This window comes from Pararhodobacter sp. SW119, assembly GCF_017811755.1.
Classification (GTDB): domain Bacteria; phylum Pseudomonadota; class Alphaproteobacteria; order Rhodobacterales; family Rhodobacteraceae; genus Pararhodobacter.
In genome coordinates this window covers 1-23,729 of sequence record NZ_JADDJF010000044.1, presented here as the reverse complement: position 1 = coordinate 23,729, position 23,729 = coordinate 1, and the positions used below count along the sequence as shown (strand labels likewise).

The following is a 23,729-nucleotide window of genomic DNA, read 5'->3' as shown; positions in this document are numbered from 1 at the left end:
GGGCTGGCAGATTGGTCCGGGCAAAAAGGTCGAAAGTGGTGCCCAGTTCGTATAACTGGCGCTCGACGTTCACCGAAAGGTCGTGAAGCAGCATCAAGCGCACGCAGGATTCGCTCTGCTTCATTCAAAGCGCCCTAAGCGAACTGAGACTTCGCCTAGGCTCGCCTCAGGAACATCGATGGCGGCAAAGCGCGCGTTGGCAGCGTTTGGCAGGGCCGAGTTGTTGGCTTGGAAATTTTCTGATCGCAAGCCGGTGAATGTTTCGTAGCTGCTATTTGAATCAGAAACCCGCCAGTCCGCGTCAGGGTCCGCGGGATCGACGCCGACTCCTTCGATGCGGACAAGATCGGAGCGCCAAGATCGGCGCAGAGCGAATAGTGAGGCCACCGAGCCTTCCGGAAGTTGCAATGCATCACGGGCTAGCTTACCTGGCGATGAGCCGAGCTGAAAGGGACCAAGCTTAGACACTTCTCTCTCGAAATCTTCATGGTTACGAAAATCTCGATACTGGTCGCGCGTTCGTTGACTGCCGCCAAAAAGGATCGTGTCGACTACCTGCTGATCCTCCTCCGCGGCAAGACCCAGAGATGCGGATACTCGCGCAAAAAGCGCACGGGCGACATTGCAATCGGTGCGATTGTAGAGATCTTCGAACACCGCGATCGTCGGCATTATGCCATGCGCCAGAAGCGAGTTGTAAACTGTCGACAAACGCTCACGGTCGTCACGCTCTTGGTTCAGCAAGCTTTCAACCGGTATCTGGCTTCCGGCGAGACGCCGCGAAATTTCGGCCTCGCTGGCGAACTTGGAATGATCCGGCCCCCAGATATTAAAAGATTTAGCGAAGTGCAAACTAAGCAGGCGGTCAAGCGGCGACCGGCGGATTAGGAAAAGGTGCCGATAGCCGTTTGCGCAACTAACATCAGTCAACGCCGAATTCACAGCGTCCGGCACTAATTCGACGCAGTGCTTGATTAAGATGTTTCCAGAGAGCGCTTCACGTAGGTTGCTCTCCAAGGCGTCTGTATCCGCAGTCGCCGTCCATCCCTTAGTTATGTATCCGAGCGCGCGCTCTCGGTTAAAAGGCTCATGCTGTATATACGGATAAGAAGAAGCGCTAAACAAGTACTGAGCTAGATTAGTACCGCCTGTCCGCCGTAAGGTCCAGATGACGAAGGGCGCAGCATTTTCCGATTTATTAGATGACATGGAAGGTTTCACTTCTCAGCTTCGAGACCTCATAGTGCGACTGAGCCGTCTGCTTGCCGGGGCCTCCGGTGATGGGTTAGGTGTAGCAGTTGCTCTCCATAGGTTATGAGGCGGTCGGAATTATTAGTTTAAAGGGAAAGGTCATCTCAACACCGTCTTGAGAGCTTTGCTATTTTTGCCACTTTGCTGGAAGCAGTGTTTGGTCAATTTTTCGGCTTACGTCGGCCCTGAAAAGCGTTCCGCGCGCTTCAGCCAACATAGTGCGATACTTCTGATATTCAATTGCACCCGCAAAATGCTGCTTTCGGCCAATCTCATTTTCGACCTTTTTGGCGAATCCGGCGTGGTACTTAAAATGGGCGAGCGTCAGGAAGTCTGGAGAGATGCGGACATTGGCGATGAAATGGATGCCTTCGCTGAGTCTGAGCCAAGGAGCATATCGGAAAAGTGGATGCTTGATAGCCATGAAAAGCGCGGGCTGGCTGCCGGGGGCTAGGCGGTGGCGAAGGTTGCTAGCGTAATGCCTCGTGGTATTTGAAAACGCTCCGCCTCCGCGCAGGAGACGGAGCGGCGGATCGTCGTGATAGGGGGCAAGTTCGAAAGGTGCCCCTTTTCGGAAGTCACAATTCGCGAGCTTAGTTCGTGGATACATGTCGACCAGCGTTGTTCCAATGCAATCGAAATCCGCCGCATCGAGCGCAGCGGTCACCTCGCTCAGCGGTCTTTTGCTGACATCCGGGTAGGTTAGGAACTCATCAGCATCAACAAGCAAGACCCATTTTCCTAGGCAGTGGTTGGCGATCAGTGCCTGCTGCCAAGCTACGCCATAGTGCGAGGCGCTGTATTCGGTTTCAACCGAGTAGAGTGCTACATCCTCCTGCTCCAGAAGATATTCGCGGCTGCTATCGTCCGATAGGTTATCGGCGATCAGAAATGCCGTAACACCCAGCGATCGATAATGCGCGAGGAAATGCGGCAGCATAATCATTTCGTTTCGTATAACGGCCACGACCACCAAATCCGCAGATCGCAACCGCTCTAGCCGCTGCACGGGGGTGATATATTCCAGCTGGTTGCTATTGGCACCGAGTTGGACTGACGAAAAAGTCGGCCAGATCCTGCGCGGTAAAAGCGCGTCCGTGTCCTTGACGCGATGATACTGACCAAGCGTATCCGCCCTATCGAGATGCACGAGCATCGTCGGACTAGCGCGAGAGGGAAGAAAGCTGTTCTTGTACATCGTCACCGGGTCGGCATTGGCATGCGTCCTACGCAGAACGTGCACAAAATGGTCATCCTCGCGGGGCGCAATGAACTGCGATGCCAGCAGGTCACCGAGTAGCTTGTCCTCCATGAAAGAGACTGAAATCAGCCATTGCCCGGCGCTATCGGATGCAGCCTCCGTGGCCTTGCGCATAGCGTAGCGCGACAGGGTGTATCCCGAGCCACCGTCACAGTAGCGACTCGGCTCCGGCGAGCGGTCGAGACGCGTTTTCGCTGCTTTGCTGGTCGACTTGGCTCGGTGCCAAGCCCGCTGCGTTTCGCCTTCACTTCTCTCCAAGATCCGCCCAAAATAGTGATGCTTCCTGTAGGCAACGCCATCGAAGAACCGATCGACCGAAAGATAACAATCGTCGTCAATCTTTAGGAGGTACTGGTAGCCGGTTCGAGTGAAGACCCATTCGATCATCTTCAGGGTCTTCGACGGAAGCGCCTCGTAGGAATCTGGCACGTCCAGCCGAAGTATGTCGCCATCAAGCGTATCGTCGCCTTCACCGACGACGATGACATAGGGAATGCCACGTGCTTTGAGATCCGCAAGCCACGTCTCGCGGATTTTGGGGATACGATTCCCAAGATATTTCTGACATGAGTAAATTACCACTAGCGTATCACTTTTTTCCAACATTTCTTTTTGCAGGACCTTTCCGGTGGATCCGTGCAGTTCCTTTAGAGCGGCGGCTGCGGTAAGCGACCGTGACCCGGTGATGTTCACAGCGCCGAGGCGAATGGGCAGGCGAGTTGCCCCTTCGGGGCTTTCGAGAATGCTCAGCAGTGCCATCGCCGCGTGCAAGGCGGGAAAGTTGGCGACGTCGCCGCACTGGCCCAGCGCATCGATAAGCGCCTCCCTGCCGTAGGCGACAAGCAGGACGCGCGTCAGAGATTCTGGTGGCGAACTGAAGGCAGACTGAAGGATCAGGTCGGCTGCTAGCCAACCGTATTCCGCAGAGTTAAGGTGGAGGGCGTCTTTAACGAATTGGATCGCCTGAGCGCGGTCGAGATTTGTCCCGGCCGATATAGCTTGATTCCTGCGCCCAAGATCTTGTTGCAAATCATACATTTTGGTCGTTGGAGGCGCATTGTCACGTGAGGCTACGACCCGAATTAGATCTGCGATCTGTGGGGCGGTGCTTTCGAGAGAAGTTGTTGTATTCGCTGGGTGCGCGAGTAAGCGCAAACGTTCTGCAAGATCTATCGCCTCTAGCTCGGCGTGCGCGAACGAAAGTAGGACCTCATCATCTGCATAATCGACAGCGACGCGAAGCGCTATCTCACGCACTGCTAATTCAATGTCGGTGTTCCCAACGTTGCGAAAGAAATGAGCCGCATGCAGGGCAGCGACCAGCGAGGCGCGGTTCAACGGTGCGCGTTTTAGGGCGGCTAGCGCTGAGAAGGCCTGTCGGGCCGTTTCGAGACGCAGGATTTCCGAGGACTGAGATCGCAGCCGCGGCAGTAACTCCCAGAAGTCGGTGGAAAGGGAGTGGTTGCGCAATGCCGCCCACACGAGATCGTGGACCAGCCAGTCAGGAAATTGATGCGCTTTCGCTAGCCACGTTACGATTACTTCCGCGAGATTTCGGTCGTAGTGCCGCGACCAATAACTCCCGCGCAGGCTGTCCTGATATTCTATCAATGCGTAGAGGAGTGGCAGCCGCTTATCTAACGGCTCCGGGTTTTCCGACAACCGGCGCGATGCTTCAGCTAGACAGGGAGTACTCACCCATCCGCTCAACGAGGAAAGCCGGCGCAGGCTATTGGTTGCTGCATCTAAGGCTCCCTGCGCGGTCAGAAAGGGGATCGCAATCGAGCAAGCCCAAGCATTGTCACTCTGTGCCAGTTCGTTCAGCCGCGCATCGTCAAGCCTATAAGCCAAATCGTTGAAGCGACCCGCGCGGCAGAAATCTTCAGCGAGAGTTTCAATGAACTCCGTGCTCTGAGGCTTGTCCAACTCGAAGCGTGCGATGGTTTCATCAAGAAGCTCGGCGGTTGCCTCGACACCAGCCGCTATGGCTTTGCCAATGTGATCTAAGGCTTTGTGCAGCTGCTGATCCACGGTCGAGACGGGAGCCGGCAACGAAGAATTGGCAGGGGCGGTTTCAGCGGAGAATTCGAACACATAGTCGATGCATCCGAAACGCTCGGCTTCTGCGGCCAACCACCTACGAAGTGGTTCCGAGAACTCAATTCCTTGGATTAGATAGCGGGCGTGCTCGAGGCCGAGCAGGATTTGCGCCAGGTCGTGTCGCGGGCGGATCGTGAGGAACTCAAGTCCGCGTGTCGCGATATCCGCCCTTGCGCTGATCGTTCCGGCCTCGGTGCCATCTACTAGAAGCGTCAACGGGCACGTACCGTCGGCGTCGCATTCTTCCCAAATGAAAGGCGGTAAGTCGATGAGATCGTATGTCCCATCTTCTGACGGATGTGGGTTTGCCCTATAACGCTCACCATAGAAATCAAGCTCGATCTCGGTGTTGTCGAAGTCGCGGGATCCATCGACAATCAGTTGAAGTCCGTTCTGCCTGAATGACATTCGAGGGATACCCTCTCCCTCATGTCCCTCTGGGAGAGCCGCTATGGCCGCAACGCGTGCTGTGCCTCGCTTTGTCCAAACGCTCGGTGTCGGCCTCAGGAGTGCACGTAAACTGTCGGAGATCGCAATTGGAGCGCCATTGTAGCGTACTTCCAGCCTAGAAAGGTTCTGTGCCGCGCGCGCCGCAAAAATCTCTTGCGGAATCGCGATTGAGAAACCGGCCTTGCGCGAGGCGTCCGGGTGCGCCTCGTTTACGTCGCGCCGTTCGTGGCGTCGACTTGCGACAGAAAAAACGACTCCTCCAAAGCTGATTGCGAATTCTCCTGGCAAATCTGAATCGATGACCCATCCTTCGATCTTACCGTCACCCACACGCTCGACGAACCCTTTGGCCTTGCTTTCTGTTCTCTGGCGATCCTGCACGGCGGAACTGAGCTTGTGCCTCAGTCTAGCGGCGGTGGCATGAATGCTTTTCCTGATCATGTAGACATTCTCCGGCGCGACATCGGCTTCAGGCACAGAACCCGTCTCTTGGCGTTCGGGTCTCAGGGAACGGCCTGCAGGTGTCAAGCCGACTTTAACCGCCCTAGCCGGGATAATTCACGACGGCGTTGTCAGAGGAATCACTCAATTCCTAGCTTCGTTGACCCTCGGCTTGATACGAGGCGACAAAGGTCTGTTTTTCAAGGCAATAGCCATGAAAGTGCGCCGCGAGCGAGAACAATCGTGCGAACATAGCCTATCATCTCCGGTTCCTCTGACAAGGCCCCAGCGAAGATTGGTGGGACCACCACGAGATCGTGCGCAGCTGGTTCGAGGAGAGCGACAGCGCGCAGGAATTGCTGAACCAACCGCGCCATCGCCATCGTCGCTGCCGCGCGCAATGGCGAGGACCCCGCCGCCGAGCGGGACGCCTGGCGAAAGGCCATCACGGTCAAGGAACTGGCGGAGCGGTTTGACAAGGAGCACATCGCGATCCGCGTGAAGGCGAGCACGGCGACTGAATACCGGCGTAACCTTCGGCGCTTCATCCTGCCAGCGCTCGGCCAGCTGACGGTCACTGGCGTCACCCGCGCCGACGTCGCGAAGTTTCACCACGACATGCGCCACATCCCCTATCAGGCGAACCGCTGCCTCGAGGTGGTCTCGAAGATGTTCAGCCTCGCCGAGATGTGGGGGCTGCGTCCAGACGGCACCAACCCGCGAAAGCACATCCGGAAGTATCCCGAGGAGAAGCGCGAACGTTTTCTAAGCGCGGCGGAACTGCGCCGGATTGGCGAGGTGCTGCGCGAGATGGAGGCGGAGCGGATCGAACTGCCCTTGGCCATCCTCGCCGCCCGCCTGCTCATCCTGACCGGCTGTCGGCTGAACGAGATAATGACGCTGCAATGGGGATACGTCGACCTGGCGGACCGCGTTCTGCGCCTGCCGGATTCCAAGTCCGGGGCCAAGGTCGTCCATCTTGGCCAGCCCGCAGTCGAACTGCTGCGCGACGCCCAGCGCATCGATGGCAACCCTTGGGTCATCGCCGGCACCCTGCAGGGCAAGCGCTTGAGCGACCTTCAACCCTTCTGGCAGCGCGTTCGCGCCCGCGCCGGCGTCAAGGACGTGCGCATCCACGATCTGCGGCACACCTTCGCGTCCACCGCCGTCGCCTCGGGTCAGGGCCTGCCCATGATCGGCAAGCTCCTCGGACACACGCAGGTCCAGACCACGGCGCGCTACGCCCATCTCGCCGCCGAGCCAGCGCGGATGGCGGCGGACGCGGTGGCGCAGAACATCAGACAATCCTTGGGATAATCCCGCGCGGAAACGACCCTTTTCGATTGATTGCTACGGCTCTCGCCGATACGGTAGGTCCAGAAATTGGGCGCGCACAGTTGGCGTGCGCTCAGGGTGGGCCGGGAGTGCGGCGTGGGCGATGGAAAGGCTGAGCTGCGCTGGGGTGTCGAGCAACGCCTCGAGTTCATCGAGTTCCGCCTGTTTTGGGAAGGCCACGTCAATCGTATCGACGTGATGCAGCAGTTCGGCGTCTCGGTGAACCAGGCGTCCGCCGACCTGAACCGCTATATCGCGCTGGCACCAGACAACATGGTCTACGACAAGAGCGCACGAACCTATGTCCGCGGCAAAGGCTTTGCTTGCCATTTCCGTGAGCCCGACGCCGCGCATTACCTGGCTCAACTTCGACTGGTTGCGGACAACGTCATGGAACGGGAGGATTGCTGGATACCGGAGCCGCCGCCCTACTCTTCTGCGCCGACGCCCGTGCGTGGCGTTAATCCGGTGACGCTTCGCTCGGTAGTCGGAGCCATCGGCCGTTCCGAGGCGATTGAGGTGAAGTACCAGTCCCTGTCGAGCCCCGAGCCCCGCTGGCGCTGGATGGCACCCCACGCCATCGCGTTCGACGGGTTCCGCTGGCACACGCGGGCATTCTGCCTAACTGACGATTGCTTCAAGGACTTCCAGCTCTCCCGGATCATCGATATCCGCGGATCACGCGAGAGCGAAACGTCGGCCGACGACGACCGCGACTGGCATTCCGAAATCACGCTGGAGGTTGGGCCGCACCCTGAGCTCTCGGAAACGCAGGCCAAGGTCATCGCGCTCGACTACGGCATGCGAGGCGGCAAGGCGAAGATCAAGGTCCGGCGCGCGCTGCTATACTACGCTCTCCGGCGCCTGGGGTTGGACACGGATCCCGCTGGGCGGCGCCCCGAGGATCAACAGATCGTTCTCATCAATCGCTCTCAGGTAAATGCCGCGAGCGCGTCTACGAGCAGGATGGATTGATATGGCGCGCCTCGAAGAACTCCTTCCCAACACGTCAGTCCGCGGGATCTTGCCCGATGGACTCGTGACTGTCGTCAATGTCCAGTGGTACGGCTCCGAGGCTCTTGAACTCACGTACAAGGACGGGCGTGGAAAAGTTGCGAACGAGTTGCTTTACCGTCACGACGAAACGCGGCTGGATGTCGTCGAAGAGGGGCGGCCGTGGAGCCTTGACGGTGATGGGCGACTGTTCAGGCTCGTGTCCGAAGCTCATCGGATAAGGCTCGCCCATCTGTTTGACCCGGTACTCGCGGTTCACACCTCACTCGTTGAACCCCTGCCTCATCAGATTACTGCGGTCTATGAGGAAATGTTGCCTCGTCAGCCACTGCGCTTCCTGTTGGCGGACGACCCCGGTGCCGGCAAGACCATCATGGCTGGCCTTCTGATCAAGGAACTTATCGCTAGGGGCGACCTACACCGTTGCTTGGTCGTCTGCCCGGGTAGCCTGGCCGAACAGTGGCAAGATGAGTTGTACCGGCGCTTTCAGCTTCCGTTCGAAATCATGACGAATGACAAACTTGAAGCAGCGCGAACAGGAAACTGGTTTCTTGAGAACAATCTCGTCATAGCACGGCTGGACAAGCTCAGTCGCAATGAAGACGTCCAAGCAAAACTCGAGGTCTCGGATGCAAGGTGGGACCTCGTGGTATGCGACGAAGCTCACAAGATGTCCGCGAGCTTTTTTGGCGGTGAGATCAAATACACGAAACGATATCAGCTCGGCCAGAAGCTATCTGCGCTGACCCGTCACTTCCTCTTGATGACCGCCACTCCCCACAACGGTAAGGAGGAAGACTTCCAGCTGTTCATGGCCCTTATTGACGGGGATCGGTTCGAGGGACGGTTCCGCGATGGCGTGCATGCAAGCGACGTCTCCGACCTAATGCGGCGGATGGTCAAAGAAAACCTGCTGAAATTCGATGCCACCCCATTGTTTCCACCCAGAGTAGCGAAGACTGTTCCGTACCGACTCTCGGACAAGGAGGCCGAACTCTACAAGGCTGTGACGGCCTATGTGCGCGAAGAATTCAACCGTGCAGAAGCGCTGCAGAACGACAAGCGTGCCGGAACCGTGGGCTTTGCTCTCACAATTCTGCAGCGTCGGCTCGCCTCGTCGCCAGAAGCAATATATCAGTCGCTGCGCCGCCGTCGTGAGCGGCTGGAAGGCCGCCTTCGCGAACTTGAGCTCCTTCAGCGGGGAGCAGCGGTTCAGGCTCTCACGAGCTTCGGGCCCTCATTCGATGCCGAGGATCTTGACGACCTCGAAGACGCACCGGACCATGAGCTCGAAGATACTGAAGATCAGATTCTCGATCAGGCCACTGCTGCTCGCACCATCGACGAGCTCAAGGCAGAGATCTCAACGCTTGTAGACTTGGAAAAACTGGCACTTGGTGTTCGCCGGGGCGGCGAAGACAAGAAATGGCGGGAGTTGGCCGAGCTACTTACCGAAATATTTACGCCAGCTGCCGTGGCCAATCAACTTGCCGAAGACCCTGCTGATTATGATGCCGAGGCTCCAGTTCCAAAGTCATCACCGCATCAAAAACTCGTAATTTTTACCGAGCATCGCGATACCCTCTCGTACCTGGTCAACCGCGTTAGCACCCTCCTTGGCCAAAGAGAAGCTGTGGTCACCATTCATGGCGGAGTGGGCCGAGAAGACCGTATGAAGGCCCAGGAAGCATTTCGCCACGACCCAGAAGTGAAGGTGCTCATCGCCACCGACGCAGCCGGTGAAGGCATCAATCTTCAGCGCGCACATCTGATGGTCAACTACGATTTGCCGTGGAACCCGAACCGCCTCGAACAACGTTTCGGCCGCATTCACCGCATTGGGCAGACGGAGGTCTGTTTTCTCTGGAACCTTGTGGCTGACGAGACGCGGGAGGGCGATGTCTACCGAACCCTGCTTGAAAAACTTGAGAGGGCGCGCGAGGCGCTAGGAGGTCAGGTTTTTGATGTCCTCGGCAAGGTGGTTTTTGACGGCAAGCCGCTCCGAGAACTGCTTGTCGAGGCCATACGATTTGGCGAACGGCCCGACATCAAAGAACACCTTACGAAGGTTGTGGAAGGCGCTCTTGATCACGAGAAGCTTCGGTCGCTGCTGGAAGATCGCGTTCTCGCACCCGAATCCATGGACGCGAGCCGTGTGCACCGGGTGCGTGAGGAGATGGAGCGAGCCGACGCACGTCGCCTCCAGCCTCACTACATCGAGTCTTTCTTCCTTGAGGCGTTCAAAGAACTGGGTGGGGCTGCCCGTCAACGCGAGCACCGACGCTATGAAGCGACTCGTGTTCCCGCACCGATCCGTAACCGGGATCGCCTGATCGGACTAGGTGAGCCTGTACTCTCCCGATACGAGCGCATCGTCTTCGACAAAACGCTGATCGCTCCACAAGGGCAGCCACTCGCCGCATTCGTCTGTCCGGGCCATCCGTTACTCGACGCGACGCTTGATCTAACGCTTGAACGACACCGTGACCTGATGCGGCGCGGGGCCATCCTTGTCGACGAACGTGACGGCGGCGAAAACCCGAGGATGCTCTTCTATTTAGAGCACGCGATCCAGGACGGTAGTCAAACCCGCTCTGGTGAACGCCGTATCGTTTCGAAGCGAATGCTTTATGTGGAGATGGATGTCGACGGCAATGCGCGTCACTTAAACTATGCGCCCTACCTAGACTACCGGCCGCTTCAGGAAGGCGAGCCCACCTCTGCCGATATCCTCCAGCGGCCGGAGTGTTCGTGGCTCAGCCGCGACCTTGAAGCAAAGGCGCAGGCCCATGCAATCGGGAGCGTGGTACCTGAGCATGTACGCGAAGTGTCGGGACGGCGTTTGGAACTTATCGCCAAGACGGAAGCCGCGGTTAAGGAGCGGCTAACGAAGGAAATAAACTACTGGGATCATCGGGCTGAGGAACTCAAACTTCAAGAGCAGTCGGGCAAGGCCAACGCTCGCCTCAACTCGAACGAGGCACGACGCCGGGCAGACCAGTTGCAGGCACGCCTTGAGAAGAGAATGGCCGAACTGAAGTTGGAGGCCAAGTTGTCGCCGCTTCCGCCGGTCGTGATGGGCGGGATGCTTGTTGTTCCTCTTGGTCTTCTCGCGAAAATGGCACCTGATCGAGTTCCGAAGCCCAAGGTCTCGGTAGATACACAGGCTGCAGCGGCTCGTGCTCGGCAGATCGTCATGGATGTCGAGCGTCAGCTCGGCTTCGACCCTACCGATCGAGAGTTTGAAAAACTCGGCTACGACATTGAAAGTCGGATGGCGGGCACGGGCCGCCTGCGCTTCATTGAGGTCAAGGGACGCGCACAGGATGCTGCCACGATCACAGTGACCAAGAACGAGGTCCTGTATTCACTGAATAAGCCTGACGACTTCATTCTAGCGATCGTCGAGTTCAGGGGTGACCTGCACAAGGGTGATCACCAGGTCCACTACGTGCGACGGCCGTTCCAGCGAGAGCCGGACTTTGGCGTCACCAGTATCAACTATGACTTTGCTGAGCTTCTTGCCCGTGCGGAGCCGCCCAAATGAGGGGCAGTCCGGCATACTTCGAAGCCATACGTCAGAAGGCCTCGCAGCGATGGGACCAATTGGAGAAGGACCCGGAATTGGCTGGCCCGTGGCACCAGCTTTTCAAGCAGGTACAAAGCCCGCGGCATATCCTGTCGGAGCTTCTTCAGAACGCCGACGATGCTGGCGCGACAGCTGCTGCTGTTTGGGTTGAAGATGGGGTTTTCATTTTCGAACATGACGGAGAGGATTTTGCGGAGGAGCATTTTGCATCGCTATGCCGCTTCGGATACTCCAACAAGCGCGCGCTCCACACCATCGGTTTCCGAGGGATAGGTTTTAAGAGCACGTTCAGTCTTGGAGACCAGGTCGAACTGCACACTCCGTCCCTCGGCGTGGCGTTTCATCGCCGAAGATTCACGGAGCCGGTCTGGCTGTCGGCGGCGATGAGAACCGACGGGAACACGAGGATCCGCGTCGAGATCAGCGATCATCATAGGCAGCGAGAGGTCGAAAAGAACCTCTCTGAGTGGATCAAGAGCCCTGTTTCCCTTCTATTCTTCAAGAACATCCGCCGCATGCGGATCGGCGATCACGAGGTCCATTGGGGAAGTCTCGGTCCAGGGCCCGTCCACGATAGCGAATGGATGGCTCTCTACGAGAAGGAAGATGAGGCATACCTGCTGATCAGGTCGGAGCCCGAGGCATTCCCGGAGGAGGCACTTGCCGAGATCCGGCAGGAGAGGATGCTCGGATCCGAAGAAGGCACAGAGTTTCCTCCATGCAAGGTGGAGGTCGTTCTCGGAGCCAAGGGGCGCCTTTATGTCGTCCTTCCCACGGGTGTCGAGACGGAGCTCCCTTTCGCCTGCAACGCGCCCTTCATTCAGGATCCTGCCCGCTTGAAGATTAAAGACCCTGAGACCTCCCCAACGAACCGTTGGCTCCTTGAGCGGACGGGCAAACTTGCTGCGTCGGCCATGCTTCACTGGCTTAACTGTGGAACTACGTCTCTCGCCGAGCGCGCTCGTGCATACGGTCTGCTCCCGGACGTTGACAGGGAAGACAGCTCGCTGGAAGGCGTCTGCGGGACGATTGTCGAAGAGGCCTTTGCGGAAGGCTTTGACGGCAAAAAGGTCCTGCTCACCGAAGGCGGGAAACTTGTTCCAGAGAAACAGGCTGTCATCGTTCCCGTAGCAGTGCTCGAAGTTTGGCCGGCGGAGCAGGCAGCAGCGCTTCTGGACCCAGAGACCAGGCCGGCACTTTGCCACTGCATCGAAAGAGACGATCAGAAGAAGCTGCTTCGGTGGGGGCTGGTCGAAGACATCAGCAAGCAAAAGCTCCTTGGAATCCTGCAGGAGAAACATCTCCCCAGACCAGAAAGCTGGCGCCAGCTTCTTGTATTGTGGGCGTATGTCGCGCCCGAAATCACCGGCTATCGACACTTCGTGGACGCTGAGAGCGTCAAAATCGTCCCCGTCCAAGGCAAAGATGTCTTGTATGCGGCAAATGAGGTTGTCCGACTCGGGGAAAAGAAACTTCTTCAGTCCGAAGGCGACTGGGATTTCCTTTCACAGTTCTTGATTGTGCTCAATCAGAATTGGCCGCGCTTCCTCGCCGAACAGCGGCGTGCAGCTTCGGAGGGTACAGGCACCGTCGCTAAGGATGACGTGGAGGCGGCATATGCCGTCCTAGGAGAAATTGGCCTGGACGACACGAGCGATGCAAACAAGGTCATCGACCAGGTAGCGGCGGAGTTCTTCTCTCAGGACAGCATATCTTTAGGAGGTTGCGTTCAACTCGCACAGATCGCAGCAAAGCTGAGTGCGAATGTTGGCGACAGCTTCAAGTATGCGGCACGCGATCGCCGCCTTCGATCCTGCGAAAAGGCGATTCTTTTCGATGAAGATGGAAAGCTCGGCGATCTGTTGCCCGAGGCCCAACGTGAGGCCAGCGTTCTCCATCAAGACTATTCCCGCGCCTTCACGTCGTGCTCCTCCGAAGACTGGCAGAAATGGATTGCGTCCGGCCGGTCAAACCTCTTGACGTTCGTTCCCTTGGCTTCGAAGCGCACCAGCGTCTACGGCAAGCGCCAGATCGAACAGGAGGCTCGGCTCCGTGGGCATCAAGGTGATTTGTCGTTTCCTTATGTTACGTCCCAATTCGTTGTCGAGGACTGGGACTTCAAGGAAAGCTACTGGCGTCACTGGGAGGCGTTGGCCGCTGAAGACGAGCGCATTTGGATCAAACTCGTAGATCGGATCTTGGCGCAGCGTGACACCTATTGGAGCCGCGCCAAGAGCGCGCGCCTTCTCCAGGTGGCGACGACCGGCAATACACGATCCATGACATACGGCTCTCTGTTGCCTTCATGGGCTCTGAAGCTAAGAAATCTTCCCTGCCTTCCCGACGCACGAGGGTTCCATCGGAAGCCGGACGACCTGCTGCGGCGTACCCCGGAGACCGAGTCGCTGATGGACGTCGAGCCGTTCGTGCACGGCCTGTTAGACCGCGAGACCACCCAACCGCTTCTGGACCTCCTTGGTGTCCGAAGCACTCCCACTGGACCCGACCGGCTCCTCGACTGCCTCCGCGCTCTGGCGAAAGCAGACAAGCCACCAGTACACGAGGTCGAAAAATGGTACCGCCGTCTAGATCAGATGGTGGAGACCTGCTCCACAACTGATTTCCAGAAAATCCGGCACACGCTGCGGTCGGAGAAGCTTATCCTGACGCACGATGGTTCCTGGTCCACGGCGTCATCCGTGTTCCTCAGGTCCGACGATGAGGATGTGCCGGACGCCGCCGTGATCCGGGGTTCGGTGAGTGACCTTACCCTGTGGCGAAAGATTGGCGTCGCTGATCGCCCTACGGCGGACCTTGCGATCGAGTGGTTGAAGGGCCTCGAAGCAGGGGCTGCGCTTGCACCAGAAGATGCCCGGCGCGTGCGATCTCTCCTCGTGCGCCATCCCGTTCGCATCTGGGAAGAATGCAGGCATTGGCTGAATCTCGCTGGCGAGTGGTCGCCGGTTGAGAACCTCGCTTATGCGCTTACGATGCAGTCGCTCATCCCATGGCGGCACCTTCACCAGTGGGTGAAGCAGACGACGGCCGACCTACAGCGGCTCCCAGGAGAGGCGACATCCAATCTGCCATTTTCGGCGTTGCCTTTGCTGGCAGCGCATATCGAGGAGCGGTTCCGGCAGGATCCCCTGTTTGCGGGACAGCCGATCGAAAAGGAGTGGCTACGGACGCTGAGCCTCGAGTTGCGCCGGATCGAGTTCGACGGCGAGGAGGAGACGGACCGGGTGCGCGCCGCAGCCGCGGTGCTCGCCAAGACAGAGTGGGTGGAGACGCCAAATCTGGAGATCATCCCGTACATCGATGGTACGCCTGCGGGTACCCCGCGCCGCGCCGATGTCGTGTGGCTCGATGAACGGCTCTATGTTGAGCCGCTGCCGAAAGCGAAGCTCGCTCGCCGCGTGCCCGAGGAGATTGGCAAGGTCTTCGCCCGTTCCGACATCAAGGCTGCGATCGACTACAGTTTCGATCGTTCCGCGCAGGACGTGCGCGAGTACCTCGCGGAGAATTTCTCGCTCGCACCCGCCGCTGACTCGCCCACCGAGCCGGATGCGCCGTCAGTTGATGAGCGCGAACGCGATGCGCCCGAAGAAGCACCCGCACCTGGCCCATCGGATGCTCCGACCGACCACCCCACCACGGCCACAAACGAGCTTACCGCATCGCCGGAACCGGAGAATGACGATACGGGTCCTGCCGCAGATGCGGAGGGCGACGAGGACCAGCGGCCCCTCGATGGGATTGACACGCGCGACACCCGTCCCAGACCGACGCCAAAACACCCGAAAGCGAGCATCATTGAGCGGTTCGCCAAGGCACAGGGTTTCCGCAAGGATGGCGACGATCGCTTCTTTCATGAAAGCGGGAGCTGGATCGGCAAGGCCAATGGTGCGCGCTTTCCTTGGGAGCATCGCACCGCGGGCGGCGATCTGGTTCGCTATTACTGGCCCAAGGACCACTGCCTTCAGCAGGAACCGCTCCAACTCGAGGCCGACGTCTGGGGGCTGATCGACCAGCACCCAGAGACCTACGCACTCATTCTATCCAACATCGAGGGTGGCCCGGTCGAAGTGACCGGCGCCCGCCTGCGCGCGATGCGCGACGAGGGCGAAGTCACCCTTTTTCCAGCAACTTACAGGCTTGTATACGATCATGACCGCCACGCATAAGAAGAAACTAATCGAGGCGGCGCTCCCGCTTCCGGAGATCAACGACGCTTCGGCCTACGACAAGATGCCGGGAATTGGTCCGCATCCCAAGGGTATACATCACTGGTGGGCGCGACTACCGCTGCCAACCGCAAGAGCTATTCTCTTCGCTTCCGTCGTGGACGATCCGGAGGCTCATCCCGAGAAATGGCCGACCGAGGACGAGCAAAACGCCGAGCGTGAGCGGCTGTTCGACATACTGCGCCGGATGATGGGCAAGAAGCTGCACGAAGCGCCTGAGGTGTATGCCGAGGCGCACGCCGAGATGCTGAAGCATTGCGACGGAAAGTTGCCAGCCGTTTTCGATCCCTTTTCTGGCGGCGGCTCTATTCCCCTTGAAGCTAACCGCATGGGTTTCGAGGCGCATGCTGGTGATCTCAACCCGATTGCGGTGCTGCTCAATAAGTGCAACTTGGAAATTGCCCCACACTGGATTAACCATCCACCCATCAATCCGGTTTCCCGAGAAAAAATAGCAGGTTCAGAGGGTTGGCGAGGCAATCAGGGACTTTCCGATGACGTACGATATTACGCAGAAATAGTCGGCCAGCGAGCGCGATCTAGGGCACAACCGCTTTACCCAGACGCTGTACTTCCGCAATCACAGGGGACAGGAAAAGCAGGCATTATCGCTTGGATTTGGGCCCGCACGGTAGCCAGTCCCAACCCCGCGTACAGAGGCAAGCATGTTCCACTTGTCAGTTCCTACTGGCTTTCGACGCAGAAGGGTAATGCAGCTTGGCTTGATCCAGAAATAGACCAGGAAGCTGGTGAGTATCGATTTTCTATCAAGACCGGAGACCCTGCGGATAGGCGCGCGGTTGCAGCCGGTACTAAAGTTGGCCGAGGTGGATTCCAGTGCCTGCTCAGCAAGGACCCTATTCCTTTTGATTACGTGCGCGCGGAAGGACGTGGAGGTCGCATCGGTTTTCGCCTCCTGGCAGTTGTCGCAGAAGGTAGGCGAGGCCGGCTGTATTTCCCAGCAACCAAAGAGCAAGAAGTGGCAGCAAAAGCAAATCGGCCAACTGATATACCTGATACCGACCTGCCCGATGAAGCTCTGGGGTTTCGCATTCAGAATTACGGCATCACCAAACACTGGATGATGTTTTCTGACCGACAGCTTTTTGCACTATCCACCCTCTGCGCTGAAGCAATGGCTGTCAGAAGTCAAATTCATGATGACGCCATTGGAAGCGGGATGACACCAAGTGACGCGGACCTATACACAAAACATCTGTCTACATTCATTGCTTTGTGCATTGACCGATGTGTTGATTTTAATAATGCGTTGTGTCGGTGGAGTGCATCAAATCAGAAGGTAATGAATCTTTTTGGCAGACAAGCCATCCCGATGGTTTTTGACTTTGCGGAAGCAAATATATTTGGAAACTCAGTTGGTTCATGGAAAACCTGCAGTGATTACGTTGCGAAGTGCGTCGAGACAATTAACGCGGGATACTCAAAGGCGGGAACCGCCCGTCAAATAGACGCTGCAACTGGCTCCAACGGAATTGATAATCTCTTGGTTAGTACCGACCCGCCTTACTACGACAACATCGGATACGCTTCTCTTTCAGACGTTTTTTATGTTTGGACAAGAAAAAGCCTTGCGGATTTGTACCCAGAACTTTTTTCGACGGTTCTTGTTCCGAAACTGCCCGAACTAACTGCCGCACCTGAGCGATTTGAAGGTGATAAAGATAAAGCGAAGGAGCACTTCGAGTCAGGATTTCGATCCACATTCACTGCGCTACGCAGAAGCATGGACTCGTGTTTTCCATTGACGGTCTATTATGCCTTCAAACAAGATGACGAGGACAGCAGCGCTGATGAACAAGATATCTCCGTTGACTTAACGACAGGCTGGGAGACCCTTCTCGAGGCGCTCATTTCTAGTGGCTTCCAGATCACCGGAACTTGGCCAGTACGTGCGTCGCAGGCATGGCGTATGCGCTCGATGGGGTCGAACGCACTTGCATCTTACATCGTGCTTGCTTGCCGCCCTCGCCCGGACGCCGCGACGCAGATCGCCAGCAATGCGTTCCGAAACGAGTTGAAGCGAACGCTGCCTTCTGCATTGCGCCACCTCCAGCAGGGTAACATCGCCCCGGTGGACTTTGCGCAAGCGGCTATCGGTCCCGGAATGGCGGTCTATTCCCGTTACAGCCGGATCATCGATTCGTCCGGGAGGCCGATGACCGTTCGCACCGCCTTGGGGATCATCAACCAGGCGCTGACCGAGGTGCTGAGCGAGCTGGAAGACGACTTTGACGCAGATACCCGCTGGGCGATCTCCTGGTTCGAGCAGAGTGGTTTCAGCGAGGGTGATTACGGCGACGCGGAACTGCTGAGCAAGGCGAAGGTCACCTCGGTCGCCGGTCTCAAGCAGGCCGGAGTAGTCGACTCCAAAGGTGGGAAGGTGCGCCTGCTTGCGCCTGCCGAATTGCCCGCTGATTGGGATCCGGCAAGCGACAAGCGGCCGACGGTGTGGGAGATGACGCATCATCTGCTGCGCCTCTATCACGTTGAAAAGGCTGGTGACGAAGCAACCGCAGCTCTGCTTCGAAAGATCGGGAGCCAGGGAGAGGTCGCACGCGAACTCGCCTACCGTCTGCACAACATCAGCGAACGCAAGAGGTGGTCGCAGGAAGCGCAGGGCTACAACGCCCTCGTGCTCGGCTGGCCGGAGATCGCGCGGCTTGCCCGTGAAATGCCTGGGACGGCATCGCCTACGCCTTCCCAGGGCACACTCATCTGACGGAGGGCTGCACCATGGCGATCACCAATCACGAACGTGTCGGCAACGCTCTTGACCTGCTCCGCGCCGGTCTCGGGCCCTTCGTCGAGAGAGAGATCAAGGCGGCGATGAAGGACGGGACCAGTGTACCCGCATTGCAGTCGCTCGCGAGCGATCCGCTGATCAAGGACAAGCCGATCACGGAATGGGACGCGGCTCTGCTGCTGAAGGTCATGTGGGAATCGTGGAACGAGGTCTTCCGCAAAACACTTGGGCCGGCAGAGCGCGGCATCGTCGGGGAGTTGCGGGGCCACAGGAACAAGTGGGCGCATCAAGAGGCGTTCACCAGCGACGACGCCTACCGCGCGCTCGACAGCGCCGGTCGGCTTCTAACCGCTGTGTCGGCACCGCAGTCGCGGGATCTGGAGCGCATCAAGATGGAGTTGCTGCGTGTTCGGTTCGACGAACAGGCGCGCAACGAAAAGCGGAAGGCTGCGGGGACCGCAATCGAGAGCCAGGCGACCGGCACGCTGAAGCCGTGGCGTGAGGTTGTCAGCCCCCATCGTGACGTGGCGAGCGGCCGCTATCAGCAGGCGGAATTCGCCGCAGACCTCTGGCAGGTACACATCGGCGAGGGTGTCGACGAGTACAGAAAGCCGGTGGAGTTCTTCCGCCGGACATTCCTGACTGACAGCCTCCAGCAGTTGCTGGTGGGTGCGGTTCGCCGCCTGTCGTCAGACGGCGGCGATCCGGTCATCCAGCTGCAGACCAACTTCGGCGGTGGCAAGACCCACTCGATGCTGGCGCTGTACCATCTGTTCTCGGGCGCCACGCCAAGCGAACTGCTGGGCGTTGAGGGCGTCATGAAAGAGGCGGGCATCAGCGATCTGCCTGCGGTCAAGCGCGTGGTTCTTGTCGGGAACAAGATCTCACCGGGGAATCCGGTGAGGAAAGACGATGGGACGATCGTCCACACGCTGTGGGGTGAACTCGCTTGGCAGCTCGGCGGCCGACCAGCCTATGATCGGATTCGAGCCGATGATGAGAAGGCCACCAGCCCTGGTGATGTTCTCCGTGATCTCTTCAACGAGTACGGACCGGCGCTCGTCCTGATTGATGAGTGGGTGGCCTACGCACGGCAGTTTCATGACCAGAGCGACCTCCCAGCCGGCAGTTTCGAGACCCACTTCACGTTCGCACAGGCGCTGACGGAGTCGGCCAAGCTGGCGAAGCACTGCCTTCTGGTCGTCAGCTTGCCCGCATCAGATACGGCCGGATCGCCCCACACCCAAGCCGATGATGTTGAGGTCGGCGGCCGACGCGGGCGAGAAGCGCTGGATCGTCTCCGGAACGCAATCGGCCGTGTAGAATCGTCATGGCGTCCGGCCAGTGCAGAGGAAGGGTTCGAGATCGTCCGCAGGCGCCTGTTCGAGCCCCTCATTGAGCAGTCTCAGTTTGTTGCCCGGGATACCGTCGCGAAGGCTTATTTCGACCTTTATCGAAGCCAGCATCAGGAGTTCCCGCCAGAATGCCGGGACTCCGAATACGAAGGGCGCCTCAAGGCTGCTTATCCCATTCACCCCGAGGTGTTCGATCGTCTATACACAGAGTGGTCGACGCTGGTGAAATTCCAGCGGACACGCGGCGTCCTTCGTCTCATGGCGGCAGTGATCCACAGTCTCTGGGAAAAGGGCGATCGCAACCCGTTGATCCAGCCGGCCAATATCCCGATTGACGATCCGCGCGTTCAGTTCGAGCTGACCCGCTACCTATCTGACAACTGGACGCCAATCATCGAGAAGGATGTGGATGGGCCAAACGCGCTGCCCCTCCGGATTGATGGAGAGGTACCGAACCTTGGAAAGTTCTCCGCGTGCCGCCGTATCGCGCGGACCATCTATCTGGGCTCCGCGCCTGGATCGACCGTGTCGAACAGAGGGATCGAGGATCGGAGGATCAAGCTCGGATGCGTCATGCCATCAGAGTCACCTGCGATCTTCGGCGATGCCCTGCGCCGCCTGAGCGGTGCGGCCACCTACCTTTATCAGGACGGCGCGCGATACTGGTACTCGACGCAGCCAACCGTGACGAAGCTCGCCGAAGACAGAACAGAACAGCAAAAATCAGACCCTGATCGGATCAATCGGGAACTCGATACGCGGCTACGTGCCGATCTTCGGAAGCAAGGAGACTTTACGAAGATCCATGCGCTTCCGCAGTCCGGGCAGGACGTACCGGATGACTTTGATGCGCGCCTCGTGGTTCTCGGAGCCGACTATCCCCATAGTCGCGACACTAGCAGCGCGGCGGAAGCGGCAGCGAAAGCCATTCTCGAAACGCGCGGTAGCGCGCCGCGCCTCTACAGAAACACGCTAGTCTTCCTCGCAGCCGACAAGACGCGGCTTCAGGATCTCGACGAGTCTATCCGCCGATATCTCGCCTGGCAGTCGGTCCTTGACGAGAAGAATGAGCTCGACCTGACGCCCCATCAGGTGCGGCAAGCTGAAACCCAGAAGGCAAGTGCAGACAGCGCCGTAAACGCACGTTTACCTGAGGCATTTCAGTGGCTGCTTGTGCCCCAGCAGCCGACGCCACAGTCAGCGATCGAATGGCAAAGCTTCCGCCTGAGCGGTCAGGAACCGTTAGCGGCTCGGGCCAGCCGTAAACTCAAGAACGACGAACTGCTGGTAACCGGCCTCGCGGCAACGCGGCTGCGCCTCGAACTCGATCAGGTTCCGCTTTGGCGTGGCGATCACGTCCCGGTCAAACAGCTAGTGGAGGACTTTGCGCGATATCTTTACCTCCCACGCCTTCGCGACACAGCTGTTCTTCTCGACGCGGTACGTGAGGGCTTAGGATTGTTGACATGGGGAAAGGATTCTTTCGCCTACGCAGAAAGCTACGATGAAGCAGCGTCCAGATACCGCGGGCTCCGCTGCGGGCAGATGGTCTCCTTGTCTCCTGATAATCTTGTCGGACTGCTTGTGAAGCCTGAACCGGCCCTCAAGCAGCAGGATGATGAAACACCCCCCCCTGCAACTGGCGGCACGCCAACTGAGTCAGATCCTGTGACTCCGGGCGGGGATGCGCAGACAGCGACCGGGGTGGACACAACCGAGAAGCCGGCGAAACAGGGGCCGCCGAAACGCTTCCATGGATCCGTCACGCTCGATGCAGCACGCGTGGGAAGAGATGCGAGCCGCGTGGCCGATGAGGTCATTTCTCACCTATCAGGACTGATCGGTGCGAAGGTCCATGTGACGCTGGAAATCGAAGCTGAAATTCCCGATGGAGCCCCCGACAACGTCGTCCGGACCGTCACCGAAAACAGCCGGACGCTAAAGTTCGACAATCAAGGCTTTGAACAGGAATGAGTAATCGTCGGAGCCTGCCCAAAGCCCACAGCTTTCGTAAATGCGTTCTGGGAGATGACAACCAATGTGTCTAAGATTGACCTACGCTGAGGCGCTACTTTGGAAGCAGCATGCCGCCAAGCTCGTTGCTGACGCGAAGGCGAAGTCTGCCAAAATTCCCTGCGACCCCCTGTTCGAGTCGAACCCGCGCCTCTCCTCCCTCGTTTCCGAGATCGACAGCATCAAGAAACGCCACGGGCTCCTCATTGAGCGCGCGTTGATCTTCGCAATCAACAAATTGCGGCATTGGCAAGCGGCAAAAGAATCCATTCAGGTAACGGGCGGAAATGCGCACCTCGACTGCCTTGCGTTCAACGCCACCACGCGGAAGCTCTACGTTTTCGAGTGCAAGCGAGGCCACGGAACCTTCGATGCAGACAAGAAACGTGCGATTGACCAGCGACTGGGAAACATCACGGCCTCGATTGGCGCGCACGTTAGCTCGAAAGGCTGGAGTCCGTCTTCCACTGAAGTTTTCATTCTGAGCTTCTATGGGGCAAAATGGAAATCGAAATATCCAATTTACGACAAACACAACGTTGCAACCTTGTTTGAACCCTGCATCGGGCGCTTCGTCACTGATTACATGGAGCATTTGGAGGCTGCGACTGCGAGGGCCTACAGTTCTGAGCTGCGCGAGGCAGTCATGGTCTCTCCAGCCAGGAGCATTTTTGATGAAGTCGATGAGGCGCGCGAGCCGCCGCAGCCAGACGTGCTATTCACCGAAGACGGCGCAAGCTTTGTAGCTCGACAGCGTGACAAGTAATTGCAGCGAGGATGGCCAGCGCGCGCAGTCTGCGCGAAGACCGTGGCAGGATACAACGGCATCGGCACCCAGTTCACCTGTATGCTCCTGCAGACCCTCATTACAGTGTCGAGGGCCTAGTCGAGATGCATGCCAACCTCGAATGCGCTACTAGTCGAGACCCCTACCGCCGCGATAGAGAACCTCGTGAGATTTGTTCGGCGGAGCTGTTGAGACCATGATGGTCATTTTCCAGCCCTGACATCACCAGAAGACATCGCTTCGAGTGTCGGCTCATCACACTTCTCGGAAGCCGATAGCCGACGGTCAATATCGTCACGGAACGATGGCTCATCGGCGCACATATGAAACGTGTAGACGCGATTGACGACATCCCGCATCAGTTCGCGCATCTCGGCGTCATCGATGCGCGAGACGTCCGACCACGGGATGCGCCTGCCGTCTGCGTCCACCACGAAGACATCCGAATAGTCGCCGGTCCAGGTGATTGGCCCCTGGCCGGCATGCAGAGTCTCAAGCTGCGTGTTGCGCACGCAAAGCATGGCCATGATCCTGGCCAGCTTCGCCGCAATGCGCTTTTCGTCGTCCTTGTTCATCAGGCGAGAATAGCCGGATCCCCGCAGTCGCGCCACGATTTCGAACGAGGGTTCGAGGCTACCTTCTCGAACAGACACGCGTCTGGTTGCGCAGGACGGCGTAATCGGCGAGCCAGCCCGCGATCAGCGCCCCCTCGCGCAGCGAGGCGACCTCCGCAGCCACGCGCGCCTGCTCGGCCCGGTTGTACTCCACCACGGGCGGGCAAGCGCCGAGCGGCGCGTCAGAACTCACCCCCGCGCAGGCGGTCAAGTAGATCGTCAAGATTGCGAGGGCGGCGCGCGGCGGCGTCCAGCATCTGCCGGTGGATGGCATCGTTGCGCTCCAGGGCTTCGAGCCGCTCGGCGGCGCGCCCAGCGCGCTCGGCCGTGCGGCGCAGGTTGAGGATGAACAGGGTGATGGTGAGCGCGGCGAGGACAAGCCCGGCCACGCCAGCTTCACGGCGGGCTTGTCGGCCGTGCTCGAGCAGTGCCGGTTGGCCTCGTAGGCCTCGACATCCTCGAGCCGGTACACGACACGGCCGCCGATCTTGATGTAACCGGGCCCCTCGCC

Annotated in this window: 11 protein-coding genes; 7 read left to right on the top strand and 4 right to left on the bottom strand. The window is 58.5% G+C overall.

Going from position 1 to position 23,729, the window contains the following annotated elements:
* Window positions 1-120: 120 nt before the first annotated feature.
* The gene (locus IM708_RS16945) at window positions 121-1,017 is read right to left on the bottom strand and encodes a hypothetical protein (RefSeq protein ID WP_209427769.1); all 897 of its coding nucleotides are present in this window, start codon (window positions 1,015-1,017) and stop codon (window positions 121-123) included.
* A gap of 361 nt (window positions 1,018-1,378) precedes the next feature.
* Entirely contained in the window at window positions 1,379-5,539 is a 4,161-nt protein-coding gene (locus IM708_RS21725) for a glycosyltransferase family 2 protein (RefSeq protein ID WP_209427768.1), read from the bottom strand.
* A 339-nt stretch (window positions 5,540-5,878) separates the two neighbouring features.
* On the opposite strand from IM708_RS21725, the gene IM708_RS16935 reads away from it, so the two are divergent.
* From IM708_RS16935 to IM708_RS16905, 7 genes are all read left to right on the top strand, one after another.
* Window positions 5,879-6,820 carry a tyrosine-type recombinase/integrase gene (locus tag IM708_RS16935; protein ID WP_348524990.1) on the top strand — a complete coding sequence of 314 codons (942 nt, stop codon included), beginning with the start codon at window positions 5,879-5,881 and terminating at the stop codon, window positions 6,818-6,820.
* Window positions 6,821-6,934: 114 nt separating this feature from the next.
* The gene (locus tag IM708_RS16930; protein WP_209427767.1) at window positions 6,935-7,813 is read left to right on the top strand and encodes a WYL domain-containing protein; all 879 of its coding nucleotides are present in this window, start codon (window positions 6,935-6,937) and stop codon (window positions 7,811-7,813) included.
* Window position 7,814: 1 nt separating this feature from the next.
* Window positions 7,815-11,399: a helicase-related protein gene (locus IM708_RS16925; RefSeq protein ID WP_209427766.1), complete on the top strand. Its 3,585-nt coding sequence runs from the start codon at window positions 7,815-7,817 to the stop codon at window positions 11,397-11,399.
* A 59-nt stretch (window positions 11,400-11,458) separates the two neighbouring features.
* Complete coding sequence (locus IM708_RS16920) at window positions 11,459-15,625, top strand: hypothetical protein (RefSeq protein WP_209427765.1); 4,167 nt, start codon at window positions 11,459-11,461, stop codon at window positions 15,623-15,625.
* Entirely contained in the window at window positions 15,609-18,425 is a 2,817-nt protein-coding gene (locus IM708_RS16915; RefSeq protein WP_209427764.1) for a DUF1156 domain-containing protein, read from the top strand. The genes IM708_RS16920 and IM708_RS16915 overlap by 17 nt, the downstream gene beginning before the upstream one ends.
* A 14-nt stretch (window positions 18,426-18,439) precedes the next feature.
* A complete protein-coding gene (locus IM708_RS16910) occupies window positions 18,440-21,778 on the top strand; it encodes a Swt1 family HEPN domain-containing protein (RefSeq protein WP_209427763.1) in 3,339 nt (1,112 codons plus the stop codon).
* Window positions 21,779-21,854: 76 nt separating this feature from the next.
* Window positions 21,855-22,583 carry a hypothetical protein gene (locus IM708_RS16905; RefSeq protein WP_209427762.1) on the top strand — a complete coding sequence of 243 codons (729 nt, stop codon included), beginning with the start codon at window positions 21,855-21,857 and terminating at the stop codon, window positions 22,581-22,583.
* Window positions 22,584-22,807: 224 nt separating this feature from the next.
* On the opposite strand, the gene IM708_RS16900 is transcribed toward IM708_RS16905, so the two are convergent.
* Window positions 22,808-23,179 (bottom strand): hypothetical protein, encoded by a 372-nt coding sequence (locus IM708_RS16900; RefSeq protein ID WP_209427761.1) that lies wholly within the window; start codon window positions 23,177-23,179, stop codon window positions 22,808-22,810.
* 58 nt (window positions 23,180-23,237) lie between these two features.
* Window positions 23,238-23,729 (bottom strand): hypothetical protein (locus IM708_RS21380; protein WP_245243277.1); only part of this gene is annotated, 492 nt, incomplete at its 5' end.

Bases quoted from the DNA above. Each gene is read 5' to 3' on its own strand.
- IM708_RS16925 (WP_209427766.1), top strand. From the start codon at position 7,815: ATGGCGCGCCTCGAAGAACTCCTTCCCAACACGTCAGTCCGCGGGATC.
- IM708_RS16915 (WP_209427764.1), top strand. From the start codon at position 15,609: ATGACCGCCACGCATAAGAAGAAACTAATCGAGGCGGCGCTCCCGCTT.
- IM708_RS16900 (WP_209427761.1), bottom strand. From the start codon at position 23,179: ATGAACAAGGACGACGAAAAGCGCATTGCGGCGAAGCTGGCCAGGATC.
- IM708_RS16910 (WP_209427763.1), top strand. From the start codon at position 18,440: ATGGCGATCACCAATCACGAACGTGTCGGCAACGCTCTTGACCTGCTC.